The sequence below is a fragment of the Caulobacter sp. Root1472 genome (assembly GCF_001426985.1).
Taxonomy (GTDB): domain Bacteria; phylum Pseudomonadota; class Alphaproteobacteria; order Caulobacterales; family Caulobacteraceae; genus Caulobacter; species Caulobacter rhizosphaerae.
Genome location: NZ_LMFX01000034.1, coordinates 37,034 through 59,553, shown reverse-complemented (window position 1 = coordinate 59,553; position 22,520 = coordinate 37,034). Strand labels below are relative to the sequence as shown.

Sequence of the window (22,520 nt, the reverse complement as noted above, 5' to 3'; positions counted from 1 at the left end):
CTTTCAAGGGTGATGGCAAGGCGGCGGGACGATACAGCCGCGAAAATATCACGCAAGCAGAAGGACTCGGCCATTTCAGGCTCCTTCTCCCCCGGCGTTGGGGTCGCTCTTCAGCTTTTTCAACGCGGCGAACGGCGAAAGGTCCACGGGCTCGGCCGGCGGCTGAAAGACCGCCCCCGGCTTGCGCGGGAACGGATCCAGCTCCAGGGCCAGGTGCTCGATGACGTAGCCGGAGACGTCGATGGTCTCGCCCTCCAGCACGTCGGGCGGATCGTCGCCGTCCGGATCGATGCCCAGTTCGCCGCCGCTTTCCTCGTCCTGGGGCGCGTATTCGCTGTCGGCCGGCAGGACGTGGACGCTGAACCGCGATTCGATGGGCTCCTCGAACTCGTCGGCCGAGACGCCGCACACCTGGGTCACCCGGGCGCGGATCAGGCCGGAAACCTCGGCGCCGTCCATCCACGGCCGCAGGAAGATCTCGGCCGTCAGCGACTCCAGCGCCACCAGGCCCAGGGTCCTGGCGATCTCGCGGCGCGCGCCCTCGTCCGGCTCGAAGCGCAGGTCGACGCCGCCGCGGCTGACCCGCCCCAGGGCGACCACGCTGGGCCAGGGATCGATCACGCCTTCGGCCATTGGGCCTCTCCTTGCAGCAGGGTCTCCAGCGGCTGGGCCGCCAGTTGGTCGCGCGCGGCGACCACATAGTCGGTCAGGCCCGTCAGGTCGCCCTCGCCGCGCTCCTCGAAGGCCGTACGGGCCAGGGCGGCGCTCAGCACCGAGCTGTCGGGCAAGGCCTTGGCGGCCTCGTCGAACGCCTTGAGGCGGCCATAGGCGGCGCCGACCAGCTTCTTCATCTTCTTGCCGACGGCGGTGTCGGAGACGCCGATCTCGCGGAAGGCGTCGTCCAGGCCGCGAGTATAGGCGTTGAAAGTCTCCTGCGAAACCTCGGCCGCCGACTCGCCCTGCCCCTTCAGTCGTTCCAGCAGCAGGGCCACATGCAGGGTGAACAGCTCGAACCGCCCTTCCATCGAGTCGTTCACTCCCATCCGGGCGTAGAACGCCGGCGAACGGGCCTGGGCCACCGCCGAGGCATAGAGTTTACCCCCCGCCGCCTTGGCGGGCCTGGGTTTGAGCAGCCGGTCCAGAAACATCACTTGGCCTCGATTTCGCCGCGACGCGGAAGTAGTTAGCCGTTCGATCCACGCGGACCATTGAACTAAGCCCGCGCGGGCGATAGGTCAAAGTCAGCCTGCTCAAGGTTCCGGAGCCTCAATGTCTCGTCCCGCCGTTTTCGCCGCCGCCGTCATCGGCCTCGCCGCCGTCGCCGGAGGCTGTACGCCGCTGACGAGCTATTCGGGCTTCCAGGCCATCGAAGCCAAGCCCGCCGACATGAAGATCGGCGAGGACAGCAAGTCGACCGTGACCGAAAAGCTGGGCTCGCCCTCGGCCACCTCGACCTTCGACCAGAACGCCTGGTACTACATTTCGCAGACCACCGACCGCGTGGCCTTCTACAAGCCGCGGGTGATCAAGCGCGACGTGGTGGCGATCAAGTTCAACCCGGCCGACGAAAAGGTCGCCTCGGTCGACACCTACACCCTGAAGGATGGCAAGGTCATCGCCTATAACGGCCATGAGACCCCGACCCGCGGCCGCGAGATGACCATCCTCGAACAGCTGCTGGGCAACGTCGGCCGCGGCGGCATGCTACCCCAGGACGACCAGGACGTTCCAGGCAACCGCCCGCAGGACCGCCGCTAGGACCGACGGTCCTCGCGCTGCAATCCGTTAAGAACAACCACCTGATTTTCTGCGACATTTTTTCGCGGTATCAACGTTTTCTCAACGACGCTCGCCCCATCCTCCGGGCGCAGGGTCGCCACGGCTGTCGCCGCGCCGCGACCCTCGCCCCGGGGGAAGATCTTGAGCGCGCCTGACCTGCGCCCGTTGACGGTGCTCATCATCGACGACAACGCGCCGATGCGCGAGATCATCGCCACGGTCCTCAAGTCGCTGGGCGTGCGCAAGATCCTGGAGGCCTGCGACGGCGTCGAGGCCCTGAAGGCCGTCACCGAGCGCGAAGTCGACATCATCTTCACCGACCTGATGATGCAGCCGGTCGACGGCCTGGCCTTCATCCGCTGGGTGCGCACCTCGCCCGCCAGCGCCAATCCGTACACGCCGATCATCATGGTCACCGGTCACGCCACCCGCGCCAGCCTGGACGAGGCGCGCATGGCCGGGGTCACCGAGTTCCTGGCCAAGCCGCTGACCGCGCGGGGCGTGCTGCACCGGGTCAACGAGGTGATCAACAACCCGCGCGACTTCGTCCGGGCCGGCGCCTATTTCGGTCCCTGCCGTCGGCGCAGGATCGACCACGACTATGTCGGCCAGGAACGGCGCGGCGTGGCCCCGACAGCCGACTTTCCGGCCTTCGCCGACGCCTATGGCCGGACCGATCCCGAGCCGGTTCTCGATCCGGAAGACGTGTACTGACCATCGCCCCGCTCAGCGGCCGGCGAACGGCCAGACCAGGGCGATCAGGCTGGGGGCCACGACCAGGATCAATACGGTGAGCGGCGCGCCCAGCCGGGCGTAGTCGCCGAACCGGTAGCCGCCCGGCCCCAGCACCAGGGTGTTGCACTGGTGGCCGACCGGGGTGAGGAAGTCGCAGCCCGCCCCCACCGCCACGGCCATCAGAAACGGGTCGGGGCTCAGGCCCAGGTGCTTGGCCAGACCCAGCCCGATCGGGGCGACGATCAGCACCGTGGCGGCGTTGTTCAGGAACGGCGTCGCCGCCATCGCCACCGCCATCATCGCCGTCAGGGTCAGCAATGGGGGCAGGCCGTGGAACGCGCCCGACAGCCAGCCGGCGATCAGGTCGGTGCCGCCGCTGGCCTGGACCGTGTCGCTGACCGGGATCAGGGCCGCCACCAGCACCAGCACCGGGGCGTCCAGGGCCGCATAGGCCTCGCGCATCCGCAGAGCGCCCGTGGCCACCACCACGACGGCCGCCGCGAAGAAGCCGCCGGCCACCGGCAGGACGCCGAACGCCACCAGCAGCATGGCCGCGGCCAGGATGGCGGTCGGCAGCAGGGCGTGGCGAAAGCCCCCCAGCCGCACCTCGCGCTCGGCCAGCGGCAGACAGCCCAGGGCCTGCAGCGCCGCCGGCAGCAGCTGTTCGGCGCCCTGCAGCACCAGGATGTCGCCGGCCTTCATCCGCACGGTCGCCAGGCGGCCGGCCATGCGGTAGCCCGCCCGACTGACGCCCAGCAGGTTGACGCCGTAGGTGTCGTTCAGGCTCAGGCCCTTGGCGGTCTGGCCGATCAGGTCGGACTCCGCGCCGATCACCGCCTCGACCACCCGCACCTCGTCGGTCGGCGCCTCCATGACCACCGGCCGGTCGGCGTCGCTGAGCTTCAGCCTGGCCTTGACGATCAGTTCGTTCAGCTCCTGCTGCTGGCCTTCCAGCAGCAGGACGTCGCCGGGCAGGAGCTTGCGGTTGGGATGCGGCGAGGCGATGCGCCGACGACCGCGCAGCAGGGCCACGACGACCACCGCCTCCCCCGCCGCCTTCTGCAGGTCGGCGATCCGGCAGCGTCCGAACGTCCAGCCCTCCGGGACCTCCACCTCGGTGACATAGGCGTTGGCCGCCAGGGCCGCATCGATGTCGATGGCCGCCGCCCGGCTCCTGGGCAGCAGGCGATAGGCGAAGGCCAGGTAGGCGATCGCCAGCACCGACAAGGTTCCGCCCACCGGCATGAAGTCGAACATGGCGAAGGGCTTGCCCAGCGCCTCGCGCCGCACCTCCGAGACGATGATGTTGGGCGAGGTGCCGACCAGCACGGCCAAGCCGCCGACCAGCGAACCGAACGACATCGGCATCAGCAGCCGCCCCGGCGACACCCCGGTGTTGCGGGCGATGCGGAGGGCCGACGGCATCATCAGCGCCAGGGCCCCGACATTCTTGGTGACCATCGACAGCACCGTCGTGGCGGTCGACAGCACCGGAACCTGGGTGCGCTCGTCCTTCAGGTGGGGCAACAACGGAGCCATCAGGCTGTCGACCAGACCCGAGCGCGAGATGGCGGCGCTGAGCACCAGGGCGCTGGCGATGATCACCACGATGTCGTTGGAAAAGCCGCTGAACGCCGACTTGATCGGGATCAGCCCGCACACCACGCCTAGGGCCAGGGCGCCCAGCGCGATCAGGTCGTAACGCCAGCGCCCCCAGATGAAGCACAACACCGTCGCGCCGATCAGGCCGAAGGACAGTCCCTGCTGCAACGTCACGCGTCGTCGTCTCCCCCACCCTGACCGTCAGCTCGGCCTGCCCAGACAACGGCCATGGCCGCGTTCCGTTCACCGCCGCCGCATGAACGCCAGATAACGACGCGCTCCGGGAACGTTCAGCCGGGACCGGGTCTTATGGCCTCGATCGGACGCGCCAAGCGCCCGACAGGACATCGTCGGAGACAAGATCATGAAGCGCACTCTTCTCGCCCTGGCCGCCCTGGCCGCCGTCGCCGCCGCCCCGCTGGCCGCCCAGGCCGCGCCGTGGCAGACCATCAACCAGCGCCAGGCCAATCTGGAGCACCGGATCGACCAGGGCGTCCGCAACGGCTCGCTGACCCGTTCGGAAGCCCTGCGCCTGCGTGGCGAGTTCCGCTCGCTCAGCCGTCTGGAGGCCAGCTATCGCCGGTCCAACGGCCTGTCGATGCGCGAGCGCGCCGACCTGGACGCCCGCTTCGATCGCCTGAGCCGCCAGGTTCGGATCGAGCGCCACGACCGCCAGGACTACCGCCACGACCGTCGCCGCAGCTAAGCCTGGCGCCGCGCCCACAACGGAAAACGCCCCGGAGGGAAACCTCCGGGGCGTCGTCATGTCAGAGTCGTCTAGCGCATTGCGTCCTTCGAGGCCCGCGTTCGCGGTCGCCTCAGGATGAGGAACATCTTGCTGACTTCCTCATCCTGAGGTGCGTAGCGAAGCAAAGCCTCGAAGGACGCACGGCTTTCATCAGACGCCGTGGGCCAGGACCGCGAGAAGCAGCAGGGCCACGATGTTGGTGATCTTGATCATCGGGTTCACGGCGGGACCCGAGGTGTCCTTGTAGGGGTCGCCGACGGTGTCGCCGGTGACCGCCGCCTTATGGGTGTCGCCGCCCTTCTGGTGCAGCACGCCGTCCTTGTCGGTGAAACCTTCCTCGATCACCTTCTTGGCGTTGTCCCAGGCCCCGCCCCCGCTGGTCATCGAAATGGCGACGAACAGGCCGGTGACGATCACGCCCATCAGCATGGCGCCGAGCGCGGCGAACGCGTCGACCTTGCCGGCGATGGCCTGGATCACGAAGAACAGCACCACCGGCGAAACCACCGGCAGCAGCGAGGGCACGATCATCTCGCGGATCGCCGCCTTGGTCAGGATATCGACCGCCTTGCCGTACTCGGGCTTGACCTCGTAGGTCATGATGCCCGGGTTCTCGCGGAACTGGCGGCGCACCTCGGCCACCACCGACTCGGCCGCCCGGCCCACGGCGGTCATCGACATGCCGCCGAACAGGAAGGGCAGCAGCCCCCCGAACAGCAGGCCGACCACCACATAGGGGTTGGAGAGGTCGAAGGTCACCGCGCCCATGCCGTCGAAGAAGCTGCCCGGCACGGCGTTGTCCGAAAAGAACTTCAGGTCCTCGGTATAGGCGGCGAACAGCACCAGGGCGCCCAGGCCGGCCGAACCGATGGCGTAGCCCTTGGTGACGGCCTTGGTGGTGTTGCCCACCGCGTCCAGGGCGTCGGTGGTGACGCGGACTTCGGGCGGCAGACCGGCCATTTCCGCGATGCCGCCGGCGTTGTCGGTGACCGGGCCGAAAGCGTCCAGGGCGACGATGAAGCCGGCCAGGGACAGCATGGTGGTGGTGGCGATGGCGATGCCGAACAGGCCCGCCAGGTTGTAGGTCACCAGGATGCCGACGATGATCGTCAAAGCCGGCAGGGCCGTGGACTCCAGCGACATGGCCAGGCCCTGGATCACGTTGGTGCCGTGGCCGGAGACGCTGGCCTGGGCCACCGACTTGACCGGGCGGAAGTTGGTGCCGGTGTAGTATTCGGTGATCACCACGATGGCGGCGGTGACGGCCAGACCGACCAGACCGCAGTAGAACAGGTTGTCGGCGGTGAACATCCGGCCGTCCAACTCGATCGAGATCGGGACCAGCTGGTGGATCACGTACCAGACCGCCGGGATCGACAGCACGCCGGTGACGATCAGGCCCTGGTAGAGGGCGCCCATGATGTTCTGCTTCTTGCCCAGGCGCACGGCGAACGAGCCGATGATCGAGGTGACGATGCAGACCGCGCAGATGGCCAGCGGCAGCAGCATCATCGACGACACCACCTCGGTCCCGCCGAAGAAGATCGCGGCCAGCACCATGGTCGCGACCGTGGTCACCGCATAGGTCTCGAACAGGTCGGCGGCCATGCCGGCGCAGTCGCCGACATTGTCGCCCACATTGTCGGCGATGGTCGCGGCGTTGCGGGGGTCGTCTTCCGGAATGCCGGCCTCGACCTTGCCGACCAGGTCGCCGCCGACGTCGGCGCCCTTGGTGAAGATGCCGCCGCCAAGGCGGGCGAAGATCGAGATCAGCGAGGCGCCGAAGCCCAGGGAGACCAGCGAGTCGACGACCACCCGGTCGGTGCCCTCATGGCCCATGGACAGCAGCAGGGCGAAATAGCCGGCCACCCCGATCAGGGCGAAGCCCGCCACCAGCATGCCGGTCACGGCGCCGGAGGTGAAGGCCATCGACAGGCCCTTGGACAGGCTCTCGGACGAGGCCTGGGCGGTGCGGACATTGGCCCGGACCGAGATCAGCATGCCCGCGAAGCCGGCCGCGCCCGACAGGATCGCGCCCAGGGCGAAGCCCACCGGCTGTTCCCACGACTTGAAGAAGAAGCCCAGCAGGGCGATGACCACCACGCCGACGATGGCGATCGTCGTATACTGGCGGTTCAGATAGGCCTGGGCCCCTTCCTGGATCGCCGCGGCGATCTCCTGCATCTTCGCATTGCCGGGCGAAGCCCGCATCAGAGACGCCGTCTGCACGGCGCCGTAAAGCACCGCCAGCAGCCCGGCCCCTATGGCCACATAAAGCCAAGAACTCATCGGTCAGTCGCCCTCTTCGCGTTTCAATCACGAGGGGTCGCCGCCTCGACAGGATCACGATCGGAAAGACCGCCCCCGGCCGCACGCGACGGGCGGGCCTATGGCCTCATGCCCCTCGATGCTCCCTGATGACGCCGGGTCGGCGCCAAGGGATGGACAGTGCCAAATGGACGCAGGGTGTCAACCGCTTGCGGGAACAGCGTTCAGCCATGCTTTCGGCCGCGCCTGCGGCTTCGAGCGCTTGCGCGAACGCTAGGGGACGAGATCGGAGTCGCCGGCCGACGTGGGCCGGGGCGCCGGCTTGGCCGTTGTCCCGGGCTTGGCCGGCGGCGCGACGAAGTTGCGTGGCGTCTGCTTGACCACGGTCACCAGCGCCACCTTGCCCGGCCCGATCAGGCCGTTGACTTCGCGCTGCACCGAGGCCTTCAGCCGGGCCTCGTCGAGAGCGACATAGCTGTCGGGGCGCACGAACGGCCTGTTGTGGGCCTCGCGGACGATGGCGTCGCGCAGCAGCGGCTCCTTGCCCTCGAAAATCGTGACCAGCACGCCGGGCTTCAGAGTGACGGTCATCTGCACGAAGACGTAGTTCACCAGCTTGCCGCCGGCGATGACCGGCAGGGCCATCGACTGCAGCTTGATCACCGGATCGGGCGCTTCCTCGCCCTCGGCTTCCTTGCCGCCCTTCTTCTCCTTCTTGGCCGAACGCGCCAGGGCCGGCGTCGCCAGCAGGGCCAGCGAGGCGGTCAGGAAGGCGCGGCGGGCGACGGGCGAAGGACGGATCATCTCCGTCCCTTTAGCCGAGAAGGCTTGAGGCTTTGCTACCGGCGACGCGGTACGTCCTTCGAGGCCCGCTGCGCGGGCGCCTCAGGATGAGGAATTCAGTGCAAGGACGTCCTCATCCTGAGGTGCGAGCCGCAGGCGAGCCTCGAAGGACGCAAGGCCTCAGCCGTGCAGCCAGCCCAGCCGCTCAGGGGTGATGTCCTTGCCCTTGAACAGGGCGCAGATCCCCTCGCCTTCCACGAACTCGCCGATGTCGCGCACGGGGACGCCGGCGGCCATGGCGGCGGCCTGGAAGGCGGCCACGTCGGTGGGGTCGACGGCGCAGACGATCTCGTAGTCGTCGCCGCCCGACGCCAGCGACATCCGGGCCTCGCCGGCTTCCGGCTGGGCGCCCAGCCAGTGGCGGGCGCCGGGCGACAGCGGCAGGCGGTCCAGGTCGACCTTGACCCGCAGGCCGCTGGCCTTGGCCACGTGGGCGGCGTCGGCCAGCAGGCCGTCGGAGACATCGGACGCGGCGCGGGCATAGGCGCGCAGGGCGTCGCGGATGGCCAGGCGCGGCGGCGGCAGGCGATAGCGGCGCACCAGGCCGCCGTCGGGGTCTTCGACCTCGCCCCAGTGGGCCAGCAGGCCCAGCCAGCCGTCGCCGATCGTGCCGCTGACCATCAGGCGGTCGCCGACCCGCGCGCCCTTGCGCAGCACCGCGTCGCCGCTGGGCACCCAGCCCAGGAAGGTGGCCGAGACCACCATCGGACCCGAGGTGGTGACGGTGTCGCCGCCCAGCAGGCTGACGTCGTACAACTCGCCGTCCTCGGCCAGGCCGCGGGCGAAGGTCTCGCGGTCGGTCAGGGTGGTGCCCGAGGGCCAGCCCACCGCCAGGAAATAGCCGTAGGGAACCGCGCCCTTGGCGGCCAGGTCCGACAGGTTGGTGCGCAGCAGGCGCTTGGCCACCACGTCCAGGTCCTCGCCGGCCAGGAAGTGCACGCCGGCCACCATCGCGTCCTTGGTGATCACCAGGTCGTACCCCGGCCGCGAGGGCAGCACGGCCGCGTCGTCCAGCAGGCTGAGCGCCGCCGGGTCGCCGCGAGTCAGCGGCCGCAGCAGCCGCTCGATCAGGCCGAACTCGTCGACAGGCGGCGCGGCGGCCGGCGTCGCGGCCTCATCGAACCACGCGTCATCGACCGCCGGCGCTTGCGCCGTCGGCTCGTCGAACCAGTCGTCGTCAGCTTCTGGCGTCACGCGCGATGGCGTCCAGGGCGCCGTTGATGAAACCGGATTCCGGTCCCTCGAAGAACGATTTGGCGATCTCGACATATTCGTCGATCACGACCTCCTTCGGCACGTCGGGCCGGTGCATCAGCTCATAGGCCCCGGAACGAAGGACCGCGCGGGCCGTGGCGTCCAGGCGCTCCAGCTTCCAGCCCGAGGCCAGGCGCTTGACGATGGCCTGGTCGACGGCGGCCTGGTGGGCGACGACGCCCTTGGCCAGTTCGGCGAAGAAGGCCTCGTCGGCCTGGGCCAGGCGATCGCCGTCCGGTCCGTCGACGTCGCGGTCGAACCGGTGCTCGGAGAATTCACGGACCACCGCGTCGACGCCGACGCCGGAGACTTCCATCTGGTACAGGGCCTGGACGGCGGCCAGGCGGGCCACCGAGCGGGGCTGGATGCGATCGCCGCGGCTCATCGCGATTGTCCCGCCAGTTGACGCTTCAAGCCCACGATCTCCAGGCACTGCTGGGCGGCCTTGCCGCCGCGATCGCCTTCCGAGGCGCGGGCCCGGGTCCAGGCTTGATCTTCCTCGTCGACATTGACGACGCCGTAGCCGATGGCCAGGCGCTTGCCGAACGACAGGTCGTTCAGGCCGCGCGCGGTCTCGTTGGCCATGACCTCGGAATGATAGGTCTCTCCGCGGATGATCACGCCCAGCGCCACGAACCCGTCATAGCGCACGCCGACGGGGCGATGGCCGGCCTCCTCGGCCAGGGCGATGGCGGTGGGGATCTGCATCGCCTCGGACACGGTGATCACGTCGTACTCGGCGCCCTGGGCGTCGATCGCCTGCGCCGCACCTTGCAGCAACGCGTCGGAAAGCCCCGAATAGCGCCGGGCCTCCACGATCAGCAGGCGAATCTTGTCTTCCACCATAGTCCTTTGACTTCTCCTCGACGGGGCGCGTCTGCTGCAGGGCAGGTCACTTCGCACCAAACGGCGCCGTCGCCAAACCGAATTGTAGCGCCCCGGCGGTCCGGGGCCGCCGAAACCGAATCACAGGATGCGCCTATAGTTCGTCCTCGGCGACGTCGCTCAGGCCTTCCTGGCCCAGAAACTTCGCGAAATCGCTGGTTTCCCGGAAATCGCGATACACCGAGGCGTAGCGGACATAGGCGACGTCATCGAGCGACTTCAACGCCTTCATGACCATTTCGCCCACCGCCGACGACGGCAGCTCGGTCTCGCCCTGGCTTTCCAGCTGCCGGACGATGCCGTTGACCATCCGCTCGACCCGCTCGGGATCGACCGGCCGCTTGCGCGTGGCGATCGAGATCGAGCGCACCAGCTTCTCGCGGTCGAAGGGCGAGCGCCGCCCCGACCGCTTGACGATGGTCAGTTCGCGCAGCTGCACCCGCTCGAAGGTGGTGAAGCGGCCACCGCACTCCGGGCAGAGCCGACGACGGCGGATTGCCGCCCCGTCTTCCGACGGGCGGCTGTCCTTCACCTGGCTTTCCATATGGCCGCAGAACGGGCAGCGCATGATCTAGGCCCTCCCGCCCGATGCAGGCCTATTAGTTGTAGATCGGGAACCTTGCCGTCAAGGCCAGGACTTCCTCGCGCACCCTGGCCTCGACCTCGGCGTTGCCGTCCGGGCCATTGGCGGCCAGGCCGTTGACGACCTCGCCGATCAGTTGGCCCACGCGGGTGAACTCGGCCGTGCCGAAGCCGCGGGTGGTGCCCGCCGGAGTGCCCAGGCGGATGCCCGAGGTCACGGTGAACGGCGCGGTGTCGAAGGGCACGCCGTTCTTGTTGCAGGTCATGTGAGCGCGCTCGAGGCTGTGCTCGGCGTCGCGGCCGGTCACGCCCTTGGGACGCAGGTCGACCAGCATCAGGTGGCTGTCGGTGCCGCCCGAGACGATGTTGACGCCTTGGGTCTGCAGCGCCTCGGCCAGGGCTTTGGCGTTGTCGATCACCTGTTGCGCATAGGCCTTGAACGACGGCTGCAGCGCCTCGCCGAACGCCACCGCCTTGGCGGCGATCACATGCTCCAGCGGACCGCCCTGCAGGCCGGGGAACACCGCCGAATTGACCTTCTTGATGATCGCCTCGTCATTGGTCAGCACCATGCCGCCGCGCGGGCCGCGCAGGGTCTTGTGGGTGGTGGTGGTGACCACGTGAGCGTGGGGGATCGGGCTGGGGAACACGCCGCCGGCCACCAGGCCCGCGAAGTGGGCCATGTCGACCATCAGATAGGCGCCGACCGCGTCGGCGATCTGCCGGAAGCGGGCGAAGTCGATCTGGCGGCTGTAGGCGCTGCCCCCGGCGATGATCAGCTTGGGCTTGTGGGCCTTGGCCACCTCTTCGACGGCGTCGTAGTCGATCAGCTGGTCCTGCTGGCGCACGGTGTAGGACACCGGCTTGAACCACTTGCCCGACTGATTGGCGGGGCTGCCGTGAGTCAGGTGGCCGCCGGCGGCCAGATCCATGCCCAGGAAGGTGTCGCCCGGCTGCAGCAGCGACATGAACACCGACTGGTTAGCCTGCGAGCCCGAGTGCGGCTGGACGTTGGCGAAGCCGGCGCCGAACAGCGCCTTGGCCCGTTCGATGGCGATGGTCTCGATCTCGTCGACATATTCGCAGCCGCCGTAATAGCGCTTGCCCGGATAGCCCTCGGCGTACTTGTTGGTCAGGATCGAGCCCTGGGCCTCGAGCACGGCGCGCGAGACGATGTTCTCCGACGCAATCAGCTCGATCTGGTTCTGCTGGCGGTTCAGCTCCAAACCGATGCGGTCGAAGATGTCGCGGTCGGCCGCGGCCAGGTCGGCCCCGAAGAAGGCGCTCTTGTCGGCGGTGATGTTGCTGGCCGGTGCGGTCATGGACGCTCTCCTGGGGCTGGGAGACTGGAAGGACGCCGAGGTGTCGGACTCGGGCGGAGTTCGGTCGCGCTCTCTTTAACCCCCTTCGCGCCGCGATCAATCCGGGAACCTCATCCCAAGACGGGACGTTGCGAAGGAAGCGGCGCCAGTCGGGCTGGCGGCGCAGGCGTTTTGGCGACTTCCAACCAGATCGAAGACAGGCGGAAAGAGTATGGCGACGGCGTACGGCGAGGCGGGGCCCCATGAAGACGACGTCGACATTCTGGGCTTGAGCGCGAGCATCGTCGCCGCCTACGTGGCCCAGAACACCGTGGCGCGCACGGCCATCCCCGACCTGATCCGCTCGGTCCATGGCGCCCTGTCGGCCCTGAACGGCGCGCAAACCGACCAGCAGCCCGCCGAGCGCAACAAGCCCGCCGTGCCGGTCTCGCGGTCGGTGCAGCGCGACTACATCGTCTGCCTGGAAGACGGCAAGAAGCTGAAGATGCTCAAGCGCTACCTGCGCACCCACTACGACATGAGCCCCGAGGAATACCGGCGCAAATGGTCCCTGCCCGGCGACTACCCGATGGTGGCCCCCGCCTATGCCGAGCGCCGCTCCGACTTCGCTAAGTCGATCGGTCTGGGCAAGGGGAAGATGCGGGGGCGGTAAGGCCCTGCCACTTGCCCCCTACAGATCGCTTCGCGATCGTCTTCCCCCACAGGGGGAAGAGCGCTCCGCCCCCTATGGGGGCGGACAGATCGCGAAGCGGTCAGGTGGAGGGCAACTATTAGGTGAGCAAACCTAAGCCGCGTGGCCGCCCATGCGGGCCACGTTGCAGTGAGCCCAGAGCTTCTCCATCGCCCCGACCAGCTTGCGCATCATCTCGTCGGTATGGAAGGGCGTGGGGGTGAAGCGCAGGCGCTCGGTGCCGCGCGGCACGGTCGGGTAGTTGATCGGCTGCACATAGACGCCGTGGTCGGCCAGCAGCATATCGCTGATCATCTTGCAGTGCACGGGATCGCCGACCAGCACCGGGACGATGTGGCTGTCGTTGTCCATCACCGGCAGGCCGGCGGCCTTGAACATCGCCTTCAGCGTCCGGGCGCGCTCCTGGTGGGCCTCGCGGACCTCCGGATGCTGCTTGAGGTACTTCACGCTGGCCAGGGCCCCGGCGGTCAGGGCCGGCGGCAGCGAGGTGGTGAAGATGAAGCCCGAGGCGACCAGGCGGATGGCGTCGACCACCACCGCATCACCGGTGATGTAGCCGCCCATCACGCCGAACGCCTTGCCCAGGGTGCCCTCGATGATGTCGATCTGGTCCATCAGGCCGTCGCGCTCGGCGACGCCGCCCCCGCGCGAGCCGTACATGCCCACGGCATGGACCTCGTCGAGATAGGTCATGGCGCCGTAGCGCTTGGCCAAGGCCACCGTGCCGGCCATGTCGGCGATGTCGCCGTCCATCGAATAGACGCTCTCGAACGCCACCAGCTTGGGCGCGTCGGCCGGCGCGGCGGCCAGCAGCTGCTCCAGATGCGCCAGGTCGTTGTGGCGGAAGATGTGACGCTCGCAGCCGCCGTTGCGGATGCCGGCGATCATCGAGGCGTGGTTCTGGGCGTCGGAGAAGATGATCAGGCCCGGCAGGATCTTCTGCAGCGCCGACAGGCTGGCCTCGTTGGAGACGTAGCCCGAGGTGAACAGCAGGGCCGCCTCCTTGCCGTGCAGGTCGGCCAGCTCGGCCTCCAGCTCGACATGGTGGTGGTTGGTGCCCGAGATGTTGCGCGTGCCGCCCGAGCCGGAGCCGTGCTGGTCGATCGCCGCGTGCATGGCGTCCAGCACCACGGGGTTCTGGCCCTGGCCCAGATAGTCGTTCGAGCACCAGACCACGATCTCGCTCTCGCCGCCGTCCGGACGCGTCCAGGTGGCGCGCGGGAAGGCGCCGCGATGGCGCTTCACGTCGGCGAACACCCGGTAGCGGCCTTCGTCGCGGATCTGGTCGACGACGCTGCGGAACGCGGCTTTGTAGTCCATGGTCACTTCATCCGACGGACTTCGACGAGTCCGACCGGTCCCTTCTCAAGGCTCGGCTTTTCGCACCGGCGACGCACGCTGTCCACATAGGTGCGTTTACCTATCGTGTTGAATTACGCGATTGGACGCACCGATCGCGTCAGTGAACACCTTGAGTGAACACCCTCGCGAAGAATCCGCCAAACGGTTCAGGCCCGATCGGCGATGTCGCCGCCCGGCGTCGTCCCGAAAAGCGCATGCGCCTCCTAGACGACGCCGGGCTAGGTCGCGCCCTACCGCGCTCCGGCCGGCTTGCGGAACTTGTAGATGAACTGGTCGGTCTTGCCGCGGATGGACGGATCGAAGACGCTGACCTTGCGAGTGTCGGACCGGTCGCGCAGCACCCGGCTTTCACCCTCGAAGATGAAGCCGGCGGCGGTCACCTCGCGCTTGACCGCCTCGGCGTCGATACGGTGCAGGGTTTCGGTGTCGCGCAGGCCCGAGCCGGCCTCGGCCGAATGGTCGATGACCAGATAGACCCCGCCCGGCTTCAGGGCTTTGAAGACCTGACGGTTGACCACCGACAGGTCGGCCGGGCCCATGAACTTGTCGTGCATGTCGTGGTAGTTCTGGGCGGTGAACACCAGGTCCAGCTTCTCCGGCGTGGCGAAGTTGGGCAGGGTGTTGAGGATTACCGACACGTTCTTGTAGGCCGGATCGCGGGCGATGGCCGTCACCGCCGGCTCGCGCTTGGCCAGCTTGGTCAGCTCGTCCGGCACATAGGCGTAGACATGGCCGCGCGGCCCGACGGCCTTGGACAGGATGCGGGTGAAATAGCCGCCGCCGGGAATCAGGTCGGCGACCTTGGCCCCCGGCTTGACGCCGGCGAACGCCAGGGTCTGCCCCGGAAGGCGGTTCTCGTCGCGGACGATGTCGGCGGCGGGACGATTCGAATCGGACAGGGCCGCGGCGATGTTGGCGGGAACCGCCACGGGGGCGTCGGCGGGCGGCGGCGGCGGCGGCGCCGCGGGCCCCATCGGAGTCGTGGCGCAGCCCGCCAGGGCGAGCACGGCGACGAGGCTGAGTAGCGGCTTACGCATGGATATTCCTTCCGACGGCGTCTTCTCGTTGCGGGCAAGCTAACGCAGCAATCGCGCTACGTCAGCGGCGACCACTCCTGATCGAGCGGGAGCGGCGCGAAAATCTCATCCAACATGGCGTCGGAGACATCTTCAAGCTTGGCTGGATCCCATTTCGGCGCGTTGTCCTTGTCGATGATCACGGCGCGAACGCCCTCGATGAAATCGTGCCGTCGCACCACCCGCGAACCAATGCGGTATTCCATGGCCATGTTGTCGGCGAAGTCGGTCATCGCGGCCCCCGCCTCCAGCTGGCGGAAGGCGACCTTCAGGGTCTGGGGCGACTTGGTCTTCATCGTCGCCAGCTGGGCCTTGCCCCAGTCGCTGCTGTCGGCCTCCAGGAATTCGAAGATCTGTTCGACGCCGACGCCGACGAACAGGCGGTTCAGGTCCTGCTCGAAGCTGACCAGCGGCGCCTTGCCGGCGTCGGCGCGGTATTTCCTCAGCGTCTCCTCGATGCGACGCGGGTCGGCGATGATCGCCTTCTTCAGGCCCTCGACGGCGCCGAACTCGACGAAGTGGGTGGCGATCCCCAGGCGCAGGCAGTCCGCGCCCTTGATCCGCGCTCCGGTCAGGGCCAGCCACAGCCCCGCCTTGCCCGGTAGGCGCGGCAGGTACCAGCCGCCGCCGACGTCGGGGAACAGGCCGATGCCGGTCTCGGGCATGGCGAAGGTCGTGCGCTCGGTGGCGATCCGGTAATGGGCCGGCATCGAGATCCCGACGCCGCCGCCCATCACCACCCCGTCCAGGATCGCCACGACGGGCGTGTCGTAGGTGAACAGCAGGTGGTTCAGCTGGTACTCGGTGTGGAAGAAGGCCCGGGCCTCGACCGCGTCGCCCGCCCCGCTACGGGCCAGCATGCGGATGTCGCCGCCGGCGCAGAAGCCGCGTTCGCCCGCATGGTCGATGACGACCATGTAGATCTCCGGATCGTCCCGCCAGTCCAGCAGCGCGCCGATCATCGTCTCGCACATGGTCTGGGTCAGGGCGTGCAGCGCCTGCGGCCGGTTCAGGGTCAGCCGGCCGACGTTCTTCTGGACGCGGACAAGGACTTCGGGTTGGTCGGTCATAGGGTTTCCTTGGCGACTTCCCTGCCGGCTGGCTTGGCGCGTTCGGGCTCTTCCACCGGTTCGCAGTCGAGGCGGTCGATCTGGCCGCCGCTCAGCCGATAGATCGCGTCCTGCGGCACGTCCTGCTCCAGGGTCTCGGCTGGCGACAGGCCCGCATAGGCGCCGCGCAGCAGGCGGCCGGCGATGCCGTGGCTGACCACGATCAGCCGCCGCTCCGGCTCGGCGGCCTGCTCGGCCAGCCAGCCGCCGACCCGCGCTGTCACCTGGTCGTAGGTCTCGCCGCCGGGCGCGGCGAAGAACCAGGTCCGGTCGGTGAACAGCGCCGGGTGCTCGCGCGCCAGGTCAGTTCGCAGGCGCCCTTCCCACGCGCCGACCGTCAACTCCATCAGCCGGTCGTCGAATTCGACCGTCAGGCCCAGCCGGGCGCCGATTGTCCCGGCCGTGTCCCGCGCCCGCCGCAGCGGGCTGGCGACGATCCGCCAGGGATGCGCGGGGTCGCGCCTGACCAGGTCGTGCAGCAGGTCGGCCATCGCCCCGGCCTGGGCGCGGCCCAGCGGCGTCAGGTCGGACTCGCACTGGCCCTGCAGGCGATGCGCGCGGTTCCACTCGGTTTCGCCGTGGCGGCAGAGGTAGATCACTTGGCTTCGAACCTGGCTTTGCGCGCGGCGACATCTTCGGCGACCAAGTCCATGTAGGGCAAACCGAGATCGTCGTCCTCGTCGAACCAGTAGGCGGGAATGTCCCCATCCAAAAGGTCAGCGGCGACCCGTTGCAAGGCCAAGATCAAAGCTTGGGCGGAGTCGACGCCGCCGGTCTTCAGATTTCTGATCTGCCCGTTCGCCATGGTGATCGTCGCGCGGCAAAGCCAACTGGAGCCCCACGGCTCCGGCACCAACCATTGACAGTACAACGGCTGCGGCGCGCCGCCGATGACGACCTGGTAGGTCCGCTCGCAGGCCACGCCCGCCTTCAGTGGCGGACCGTCCTCGTCGTTGAAGTCCGGGAACTCGACCGGCATCTCATCGTCTTGCATGGCGTTTCAGGTCTTCCCAGGCGGTTCGTCGGTGCTCGAATTGGCTTGCGCCACTGGCTCGCGCAGGGCTTGTAAATGCTGCACCAAATCCATGCCGGAAAGTTTGCGCGGCCGTGGCGAGCCTTCAGCGGCGTCCGCCGGCCCCAACCGCGCCACGGCATGCCCATTCCGGGTGATCACGACCGTCTCGCCGTCCTGTTCGATGGCCTTTAGCAATGCCGAGAGGTGGGTCTTGGCTTTGGCGACATCGATTTCACGCACGGCCTGCCTCCCCATCCGTCTCTGATCGCTAGACCTTACCGCATCATCACTGCCGGAACATCTCGCGGGCGATGATCACCCGCATGATCTCGTTGGTGCCTTCCAGGATCTGGTGGACCCGCAGGTCGCGGACGATGCGTTCCAGCGGATAGTCCTGCAGGTAGCCGTAGCCGCCGTGCAGCTGCAGGGCGTCGTTGGCCACCTGGAAGCCGGCGTCGGTGGCGAAGCGCTTGGCCATGGCGCACAGCTTGGTGGCCTGCGGGTCGCGGTTGTCCAGGGCGTGGGCGGCGCGGCGCACCATCAGACGGGCGGCCTCCAGCTCGGTGGCCATGTCGGCCAGCTTGAACTGCAGGGCCTGGAAGTCCTTCAGGGCCTTGCCGAACTGGTTGCGGGTCTCGAGATAGGCCTTGGCGGTGTCGAGCGCGAACTGGGCGCCGCCCAGCGAGCACGAGGCGATGTTCAGCCGCCCGCCGTCCAGCCCCATCATGGCGAAGCGGAAGCCCTCGCCTTCCTGGCCGATGCGGTTGGCGACCGGCACCCGGCAGTCATCGAAGTTCACGGCGGCTGTCGGCTGGGCGTTCCAGCCCATCTTGCGCTCGTTGGCGCCGAAGCTGAGGCCCGGCGTCCCCTTCTCGACCACGAAGGCCGAGACGCCCTTGGCCCCGTCGCCGCCCGTCCGGGCCATGACCACATAGACGTCCGACACCCCGCCGCCCGAGATGAAGGCCTTGCCGCCGTTCAGCACATAGTGGTCGCCGTCCAGCCGGGCGGTGGTGCGCATGTTGGCGGCGTCCGAGCCGGAGCCCGGCTCGGTCAGGCAGTAGCTGGCGATCAGTTCCATGGTCGTCAGGCGCGGCAGGTAGCGCCGGCGCAGGTCGTCGGAGCCGAACCGGTCGATCATCCACGAGGCCATGTTGTGGATCGTCAGATAGGCCGCCGTCGGCACGTCGCCGTAGCTCAGGGCCTCGAAGATGATCGAGGCGTCGAGGCGCGACAGGCCGCTGCCGCCGACATCGTCCTGGACATAGATCCCGGCGAAACCCAGGCCCGCCGCCTCGCGCAGCACGTCGACCGGAAAGTGCTTCTTCTCGTCCCATTCGGCGGAATGCGGGGCAAGGCGTTCCGCCGCGAAGCCCGAGGCCATGTCCTGGATCGCGCGTTGATCGTCGTTGAGCGCGAAATCCATGCGCGATATCCTCCCAAGCGGGGCAGACTGAACCCCTATCCTTCTTGGTCGCTGACGTGCCGCGCCGCCGCGACTGTGTCAATCATATCTCACTTGCTGACTTTGAATGCCGCAGTGCGCAAAAAGCCGGAACGAAGTGTCGCACCGCCCTTGATCCGCCCGTCCTCCAGTATCAAATCGCGGCCATCGGAGGCGTAGTCTTTCTGTCATGCGTAAGTTCACTGCCGTTTTCGCCGCCCTCGCGGCGTTGGTCACCCTCGTGTCCGCACCGGCCCAGGCCGCCGATCTCGGCGTGTGGACCGGCCCCAAGGACAATGTCCGGGTCGCGATCAAGAGCTGCGGGACCAGCACCTGCGGCACCGTGGTCTATGCCAGCCCCAAGGCCGAGGCCGACGCGCGCAAGAGCGGCCTGACCACCCTGGTCGGCCAGCAGTTGCTGCGCGACTTCGAGCCCACCCGCAACGGCAACATGCGCGGCAAGGTCTTCGTGCCGACCCTGAAGGTCACCCTGGTCGGCACCGCCGAGTTCATCGACGGCCGCACCATGAAGGCCAAAGGTTGCGTCCTGGGCGGGCTGATCTGCAAGTCCCAGGTCTGGCGCCGCATCGACGGCGTGCAGCAGGCGCGGGCCGAAAACGTCAACTACGCCCCCTAGTTCGAGCGCCCTTAAGCAACCAACCGCCTTGCCTCGCGCCGCCCGCCGCGCGAAACCCTAGGCCATGACCACGCCGCCCCTCGCCCCCTACCCCGCCACCCGCCTGCGCCGCCTGCGCCAGGCCGACTGGACCCGCCGCCTGGTCCGCGAGACCACGCTGGAGCCGTCCGACCTGATCTGGTCGATGGTGGTGCACGAGGGCGAAGGGACGATCCCGGTGGCCTCGATGCCCGGCGTCGAGCGCCTCAGCGTCAAGGACGCCGCCAAGGCCGCCGTGCGGGCCCGCGACCTGGGCATCCCGGCCATCGCCGTCTTCCCGCATATCGACGGGGCCCGGAAGGACGCCGCCGGCTCGATCGCCGCCGATCCGGACGGGGTGATCCCCCGCGCCGTCAAGGCCATGAAGGACGCCGCCCCCGAGGTCGGCATCATGTGCGACGTGGCGCTCGACCCCTTCACCGACCACGGCCACGACGGCGTGGTCGAGGGCGGCAAGATCCTCAACGACCCGACCATCGAGCGGCTGATCGAACAGGGGCTGATGCAGGCGCAGGCCGGCGCCGACATCCTGGCCCCATCCGACATGATGGACGGCCGGATCGGCAAGCTGCGCGCGGCCCTGGAAGGCGCCAACTTCCAGGACACCATGATCATGTCCTACGCCGCCAAGTACGCCTCGGCGTTCTACGGCCCCTATCGCGACGCCATCGGCTCGGCGAAACTGTCGGCGGGCCAGGGCGACAAGAAGACCTACCAGATGGACCCGGCCAACAGCGAGGAAGCCATCCGCGAGGTCGCCCTCGACATCGCCGAGGGCGCCGACATGGTCATGGTCAAGCCGGGCCTGCCGTATCTGGACATCCTGCGCCGCCTGGTCGACGAGTTCCGCATGCCCACCTACGCCTTCCAGGTGTCGGGCGAGTACGCGATGATCAAGGCCGCCGGCATGAACGGCTGGATCGACGAGGAGCGCGCCATCCTCGAAAGCCTGACCGCCTTCAAGCGGGCCGGCGCGGCCGGGATCATCAGCTATTTCGCGCCCTGGGCGGCGGAAAAGCTGGGCTGACATGGCCGCGCCGAGGACCGCCTTCAGCCAGGGACGGTTCTACGGCGCGCCAACGGTCGAGCGCCGCCTGCCTCAGGTCCGCCTGGCCCACCTGTCGGCCACCACCAGCGCCGAGGACGTCCACGAGCACAGCCACGACGACGCCCATTTCGTCCTGGCCACCCACGGCCGCTACCTGACCACCGCCTGGGGGCCGGAGACCGAGGGGCCGGTCCTGGTCTACAACCCACCCGGCGTGATCCATCGCGACCGCTTCGTCGCCGCCGGCGGCTACTTCCTGGCGGTCAGCTTCGAGCCCGCCGTCTGGCGCGAGCTTTCGGAGGTCTCCAGGCGCGTGGCCGCCGACGCCCTGCGTCTGACGGGTCCGGCCGCCCGCCGCGCCGCCCTGCGCCTGACCCGGACCCTGCTCAGCCGCGACGCCGACCCAGTGACCCTGGAGAGCCTGGGCCTGGAACTGGCCGGCCAGGCAATGACGTCGGTCAGCGATGGCGACCGTCCGCCGCCGTGGCTGGCCACGGCCGAGACCTTCCTGGCCGACAGCTTCGACCAGCCCATCGCGATCGCCGACGTGGCCCGCGCGGCTGGCGTCCACCCGGTCCACTTGGCCCGCGGCTATCGCCGATGGCTGGGCGCGGCGCCGGGCGAGCGCCTGCGCACTCGCCGACTGGAGCGCGCCGCCGACCTGCTGATGCGCGGCCGCGCCTCGATCGGCCAGATCGCCCTGGCGTCGGGCTTCTGCGACCAGAGCCATCTGAACCGCCAGTTCCGCCAGGCCTATGGCGTCACGCCGGGCGAGTTCGCACGGCTGTGCGGACGGCCGCTGGATGTTTCACCCGTCCAAGACGCGGTCCGGGCCGCCGGCTAGACGAAGAGGGTCACGTCCGTCCGGAGAGTCCCGTGAAATCCCTGCTGCTCGCCGCCGCCCTGCTTCTGGCCGCCCCGCTGGCCGTTCAAGCCGCGCCGTCGGATTGGCTCACGGCCGCGCCGGCCGCCGAAGGCTTGTCGACCGCTCGGCTCGACGCCATGTCGACCGCCATCAAGGCCGGCCAGTTCCAGCAGATCACCAGCGTGCTGATCGCCCGCCACGGCAAGCTGGCCTTCGAGGCCTATTACGACGACGGCAAGCCCGACGGCGGGGCCGAGGCGCGGCGCAACACCCGCTCGGTGACCAAGACCGTGACGGCCATGCTGGCCGGCGCCGCCCTCGACCGCCACGCCCTGCCCGGCGTCTCGGCCCCGATCAAGGCCTATCTCAAGGACCACCCGCCGGCCGCCAATCCCGATCCGCGCAAGGACAAGGTCACGGTGGAAGACCTGCTGACCATGAGCTCGATCGCCGAATGCGACGACGACAACCAATATTCGCGCGGCAACGAGGAGCGGATGTACCTGATCGAGGACTGGGTGGGCTTCTATCTCGACCTGCCGGTGCGCGGCTTCCCGGCCTGGTCGCCCAGGCCGGAGGCGTCGCCCTATGGCCGGGCCTTCAGCTACTGCACCGCCGGCGTCACCACCCTGGGGGCGGTGATCCAGGGCGCGGTCGGCAAGCCCCTGCCCGCCTTCGCCGACGAGGTCCTGTTCGGCCCCTTGGGGATCGACAAGCCCGAATGGCAGGTCTCGCCCCTGGGCTTGGCCCAAGGCGGCGGCGGGCTGGGCCTGCGCAGCCGCGACCTGCTGAAACTGGGTCAGCTCTACCTGGACCAGGGTCGCTGGAACGGCCGGCAGGTGCTCTCCGCGGCCTATGTCACCGCCGCCACGGCGCCGCACGCCCAGGCCCGGTCTGACGCCGACTACGGCTATCTGATCTGGCTGCAGACCTTCGGCGGCCACAAGGCCTGGGTGATGAGCGGCACGGGCGGCAACAAGGTCGTGATCGTGCCCGACCTGGCCCTGGTGGCGGTGATCACCACCACCAATTTCGGCGTCCGCCAGCCGCACGCGATCTCGGAAAAGCTGCTCACCGAGCACATCCTGGCGGCGGTCGAGCGTTAGCGGCTGCGGACAGTTGACGGTCTTGGGCCGAATTCCTCGTCCTTCGACAGGCTCAGGATGAGGAACTCTACTGAACCGCCCCCACAAGTAGCCCTCATCCTGAGCCTGTC

25 protein-coding genes and 1 pseudogene are annotated in these 22,520 nt (G+C 68.5%); 8 read left to right on the top strand and 18 right to left on the bottom strand.

The window, feature by feature from the left end:
• Positions 1-75 precede the first annotated feature (75 nt).
• Both ASD47_RS19300 and ASD47_RS19295 read right to left on the bottom strand, forming a co-directional pair.
• Entirely contained in the window at positions 76-633 is a 558-nt protein-coding gene (locus ASD47_RS19300) for a DUF177 domain-containing protein (protein ID WP_056760007.1), read from the bottom strand.
• Positions 618-1,148, bottom strand: a complete 531-nt coding sequence (locus ASD47_RS19295) for a ubiquinol-cytochrome C chaperone family protein (protein WP_056760006.1) — start codon at positions 1,146-1,148, stop codon at positions 618-620. Before ASD47_RS19295 ends, ASD47_RS19300 begins: the two co-directional genes overlap by 16 nt.
• Positions 1,149-1,269: 121 nt before the next feature.
• On the opposite strand from ASD47_RS19295, the gene ASD47_RS19290 reads away from it, so the two are divergent.
• Positions 1,270-1,758: an outer membrane protein assembly factor BamE gene (locus ASD47_RS19290; RefSeq protein ID WP_056760003.1), complete on the top strand. Its 489-nt coding sequence runs from the start codon at positions 1,270-1,272 to the stop codon at positions 1,756-1,758.
• Positions 1,759-1,920: 162 nt separating this feature from the next.
• Entirely contained in the window at positions 1,921-2,493 is a 573-nt protein-coding gene (locus tag ASD47_RS19285) for a response regulator (protein WP_230983789.1), read from the top strand.
• Between the two features lie 12 nt (positions 2,494-2,505).
• On the opposite strand, the gene ASD47_RS19280 is transcribed toward ASD47_RS19285, so the two are convergent.
• Positions 2,506-4,290 (bottom strand): SLC13 family permease, encoded by a 1,785-nt coding sequence (locus ASD47_RS19280; RefSeq protein ID WP_056760001.1) that lies wholly within the window; start codon positions 4,288-4,290, stop codon positions 2,506-2,508.
• 190 nt (positions 4,291-4,480) lie between these two features.
• Between ASD47_RS19280 and ASD47_RS19275 the strand changes: the two genes are divergently transcribed.
• Positions 4,481-4,822, top strand: coding sequence for a hypothetical protein (locus tag ASD47_RS19275; RefSeq protein ID WP_056759999.1), 342 nt, complete (start codon positions 4,481-4,483; stop codon positions 4,820-4,822).
• Between the two features lie 192 nt (positions 4,823-5,014).
• On the opposite strand, the gene ASD47_RS19270 is transcribed toward ASD47_RS19275, so the two are convergent.
• The 8 genes and pseudogenes from ASD47_RS19270 to glyA form a co-directional block, all read right to left on the bottom strand.
• Positions 5,015-7,153 (bottom strand): sodium-translocating pyrophosphatase, encoded by a 2,139-nt coding sequence (locus ASD47_RS19270; RefSeq protein WP_056759997.1) that lies wholly within the window; start codon positions 7,151-7,153, stop codon positions 5,015-5,017.
• A gap of 252 nt (positions 7,154-7,405) precedes the next feature.
• Complete coding sequence (locus ASD47_RS19265) at positions 7,406-7,936, bottom strand: hypothetical protein (protein WP_056759996.1); 531 nt, start codon at positions 7,934-7,936, stop codon at positions 7,406-7,408.
• Between the two features lie 35 nt (positions 7,937-7,971).
• A pseudogene (locus ASD47_RS27725) lies at positions 7,972-8,071 on the bottom strand (hypothetical protein).
• 24 nt (positions 8,072-8,095) lie between these two features.
• A complete protein-coding gene (gene thiL / locus ASD47_RS19260) occupies positions 8,096-9,244 on the bottom strand; it encodes a thiamine-phosphate kinase (protein WP_056759993.1) in 1,149 nt (382 codons plus the stop codon).
• Positions 9,153-9,614: a transcription antitermination factor NusB gene (gene nusB / locus ASD47_RS19255; RefSeq protein ID WP_056759991.1), complete on the bottom strand. Its 462-nt coding sequence runs from the start codon at positions 9,612-9,614 to the stop codon at positions 9,153-9,155. The genes thiL and nusB overlap by 92 nt, the downstream gene beginning before the upstream one ends.
• Positions 9,611-10,075, bottom strand: coding sequence for a 6,7-dimethyl-8-ribityllumazine synthase (locus tag ASD47_RS19250; protein ID WP_056759989.1), 465 nt, complete (start codon positions 10,073-10,075; stop codon positions 9,611-9,613). Before ASD47_RS19250 ends, nusB begins: the two co-directional genes overlap by 4 nt.
• A gap of 133 nt (positions 10,076-10,208) precedes the next feature.
• A complete protein-coding gene (gene nrdR / locus ASD47_RS19245; RefSeq protein WP_028040434.1) occupies positions 10,209-10,682 on the bottom strand; it encodes a transcriptional regulator NrdR in 474 nt (157 codons plus the stop codon).
• Between the two features lie 31 nt (positions 10,683-10,713).
• Positions 10,714-12,018: a serine hydroxymethyltransferase gene (glyA, locus tag ASD47_RS19240; RefSeq protein WP_056759987.1), complete on the bottom strand. Its 1,305-nt coding sequence runs from the start codon at positions 12,016-12,018 to the stop codon at positions 10,714-10,716.
• A gap of 211 nt (positions 12,019-12,229) precedes the next feature.
• On the opposite strand from glyA, the gene ASD47_RS19235 reads away from it, so the two are divergent.
• Positions 12,230-12,670, top strand: a complete 441-nt coding sequence (locus ASD47_RS19235) for a MucR family transcriptional regulator (protein WP_056759985.1) — start codon at positions 12,230-12,232, stop codon at positions 12,668-12,670.
• A 132-nt stretch (positions 12,671-12,802) separates the two neighbouring features.
• On the opposite strand, the gene hemA is transcribed toward ASD47_RS19235, so the two are convergent.
• The 7 genes from hemA to ASD47_RS19200 form a co-directional block, all read right to left on the bottom strand.
• On the bottom strand, positions 12,803-14,029 hold the full coding sequence (hemA, locus tag ASD47_RS19230) for a 5-aminolevulinate synthase (protein ID WP_056759983.1): 1,227 nt from the start codon (positions 14,027-14,029) through the stop codon (positions 12,803-12,805).
• Positions 14,030-14,301: 272 nt separating this feature from the next.
• Positions 14,302-15,108 (bottom strand): class I SAM-dependent methyltransferase, encoded by an 807-nt coding sequence (locus tag ASD47_RS19225; protein ID WP_056759981.1) that lies wholly within the window; start codon positions 15,106-15,108, stop codon positions 14,302-14,304.
• Between the two features lie 56 nt (positions 15,109-15,164).
• Positions 15,165-16,217: an enoyl-CoA hydratase/isomerase family protein gene (locus tag ASD47_RS19220; protein WP_056759979.1), complete on the bottom strand. Its 1,053-nt coding sequence runs from the start codon at positions 16,215-16,217 to the stop codon at positions 15,165-15,167.
• A complete protein-coding gene (locus ASD47_RS19215) occupies positions 16,214-16,855 on the bottom strand; it encodes a histidine phosphatase family protein (protein WP_056759977.1) in 642 nt (213 codons plus the stop codon). Before ASD47_RS19215 ends, ASD47_RS19220 begins: the two co-directional genes overlap by 4 nt.
• Positions 16,852-17,250, bottom strand: a complete 399-nt coding sequence (locus tag ASD47_RS19210) for a hypothetical protein (protein WP_056759975.1) — start codon at positions 17,248-17,250, stop codon at positions 16,852-16,854. The genes ASD47_RS19215 and ASD47_RS19210 overlap by 4 nt, the downstream gene beginning before the upstream one ends.
• A 6-nt stretch (positions 17,251-17,256) precedes the next feature.
• Positions 17,257-17,511 carry a type II toxin-antitoxin system Phd/YefM family antitoxin gene (locus ASD47_RS19205; RefSeq protein ID WP_200945277.1) on the bottom strand — a complete coding sequence of 85 codons (255 nt, stop codon included), beginning with the start codon at positions 17,509-17,511 and terminating at the stop codon, positions 17,257-17,259.
• Positions 17,512-17,557: 46 nt separating this feature from the next.
• Positions 17,558-18,697 carry an isobutyryl-CoA dehydrogenase gene (locus ASD47_RS19200; RefSeq protein WP_056759971.1) on the bottom strand — a complete coding sequence of 380 codons (1,140 nt, stop codon included), beginning with the start codon at positions 18,695-18,697 and terminating at the stop codon, positions 17,558-17,560.
• Positions 18,698-18,905: 208 nt separating this feature from the next.
• On the opposite strand from ASD47_RS19200, the gene ASD47_RS19195 reads away from it, so the two are divergent.
• From ASD47_RS19195 to ASD47_RS19180, 4 genes are all read left to right on the top strand, one after another.
• Entirely contained in the window at positions 18,906-19,352 is a 447-nt protein-coding gene (locus ASD47_RS19195) for a DUF2147 domain-containing protein (RefSeq protein ID WP_056759969.1), read from the top strand.
• A gap of 64 nt (positions 19,353-19,416) precedes the next feature.
• Positions 19,417-20,418, top strand: a complete 1,002-nt coding sequence (hemB, locus tag ASD47_RS19190) for a porphobilinogen synthase (RefSeq protein ID WP_056759967.1) — start codon at positions 19,417-19,419, stop codon at positions 20,416-20,418.
• Between the two features lies 1 nt (position 20,419).
• Positions 20,420-21,283, top strand: a complete 864-nt coding sequence (locus ASD47_RS19185; protein ID WP_056759965.1) for an AraC family transcriptional regulator — start codon at positions 20,420-20,422, stop codon at positions 21,281-21,283.
• Positions 21,284-21,315: 32 nt separating this feature from the next.
• Positions 21,316-22,410 carry a serine hydrolase gene (locus ASD47_RS19180; RefSeq protein ID WP_056759963.1) on the top strand — a complete coding sequence of 365 codons (1,095 nt, stop codon included), beginning with the start codon at positions 21,316-21,318 and terminating at the stop codon, positions 22,408-22,410.
• Positions 22,411-22,520 lie beyond the last annotated feature (110 nt).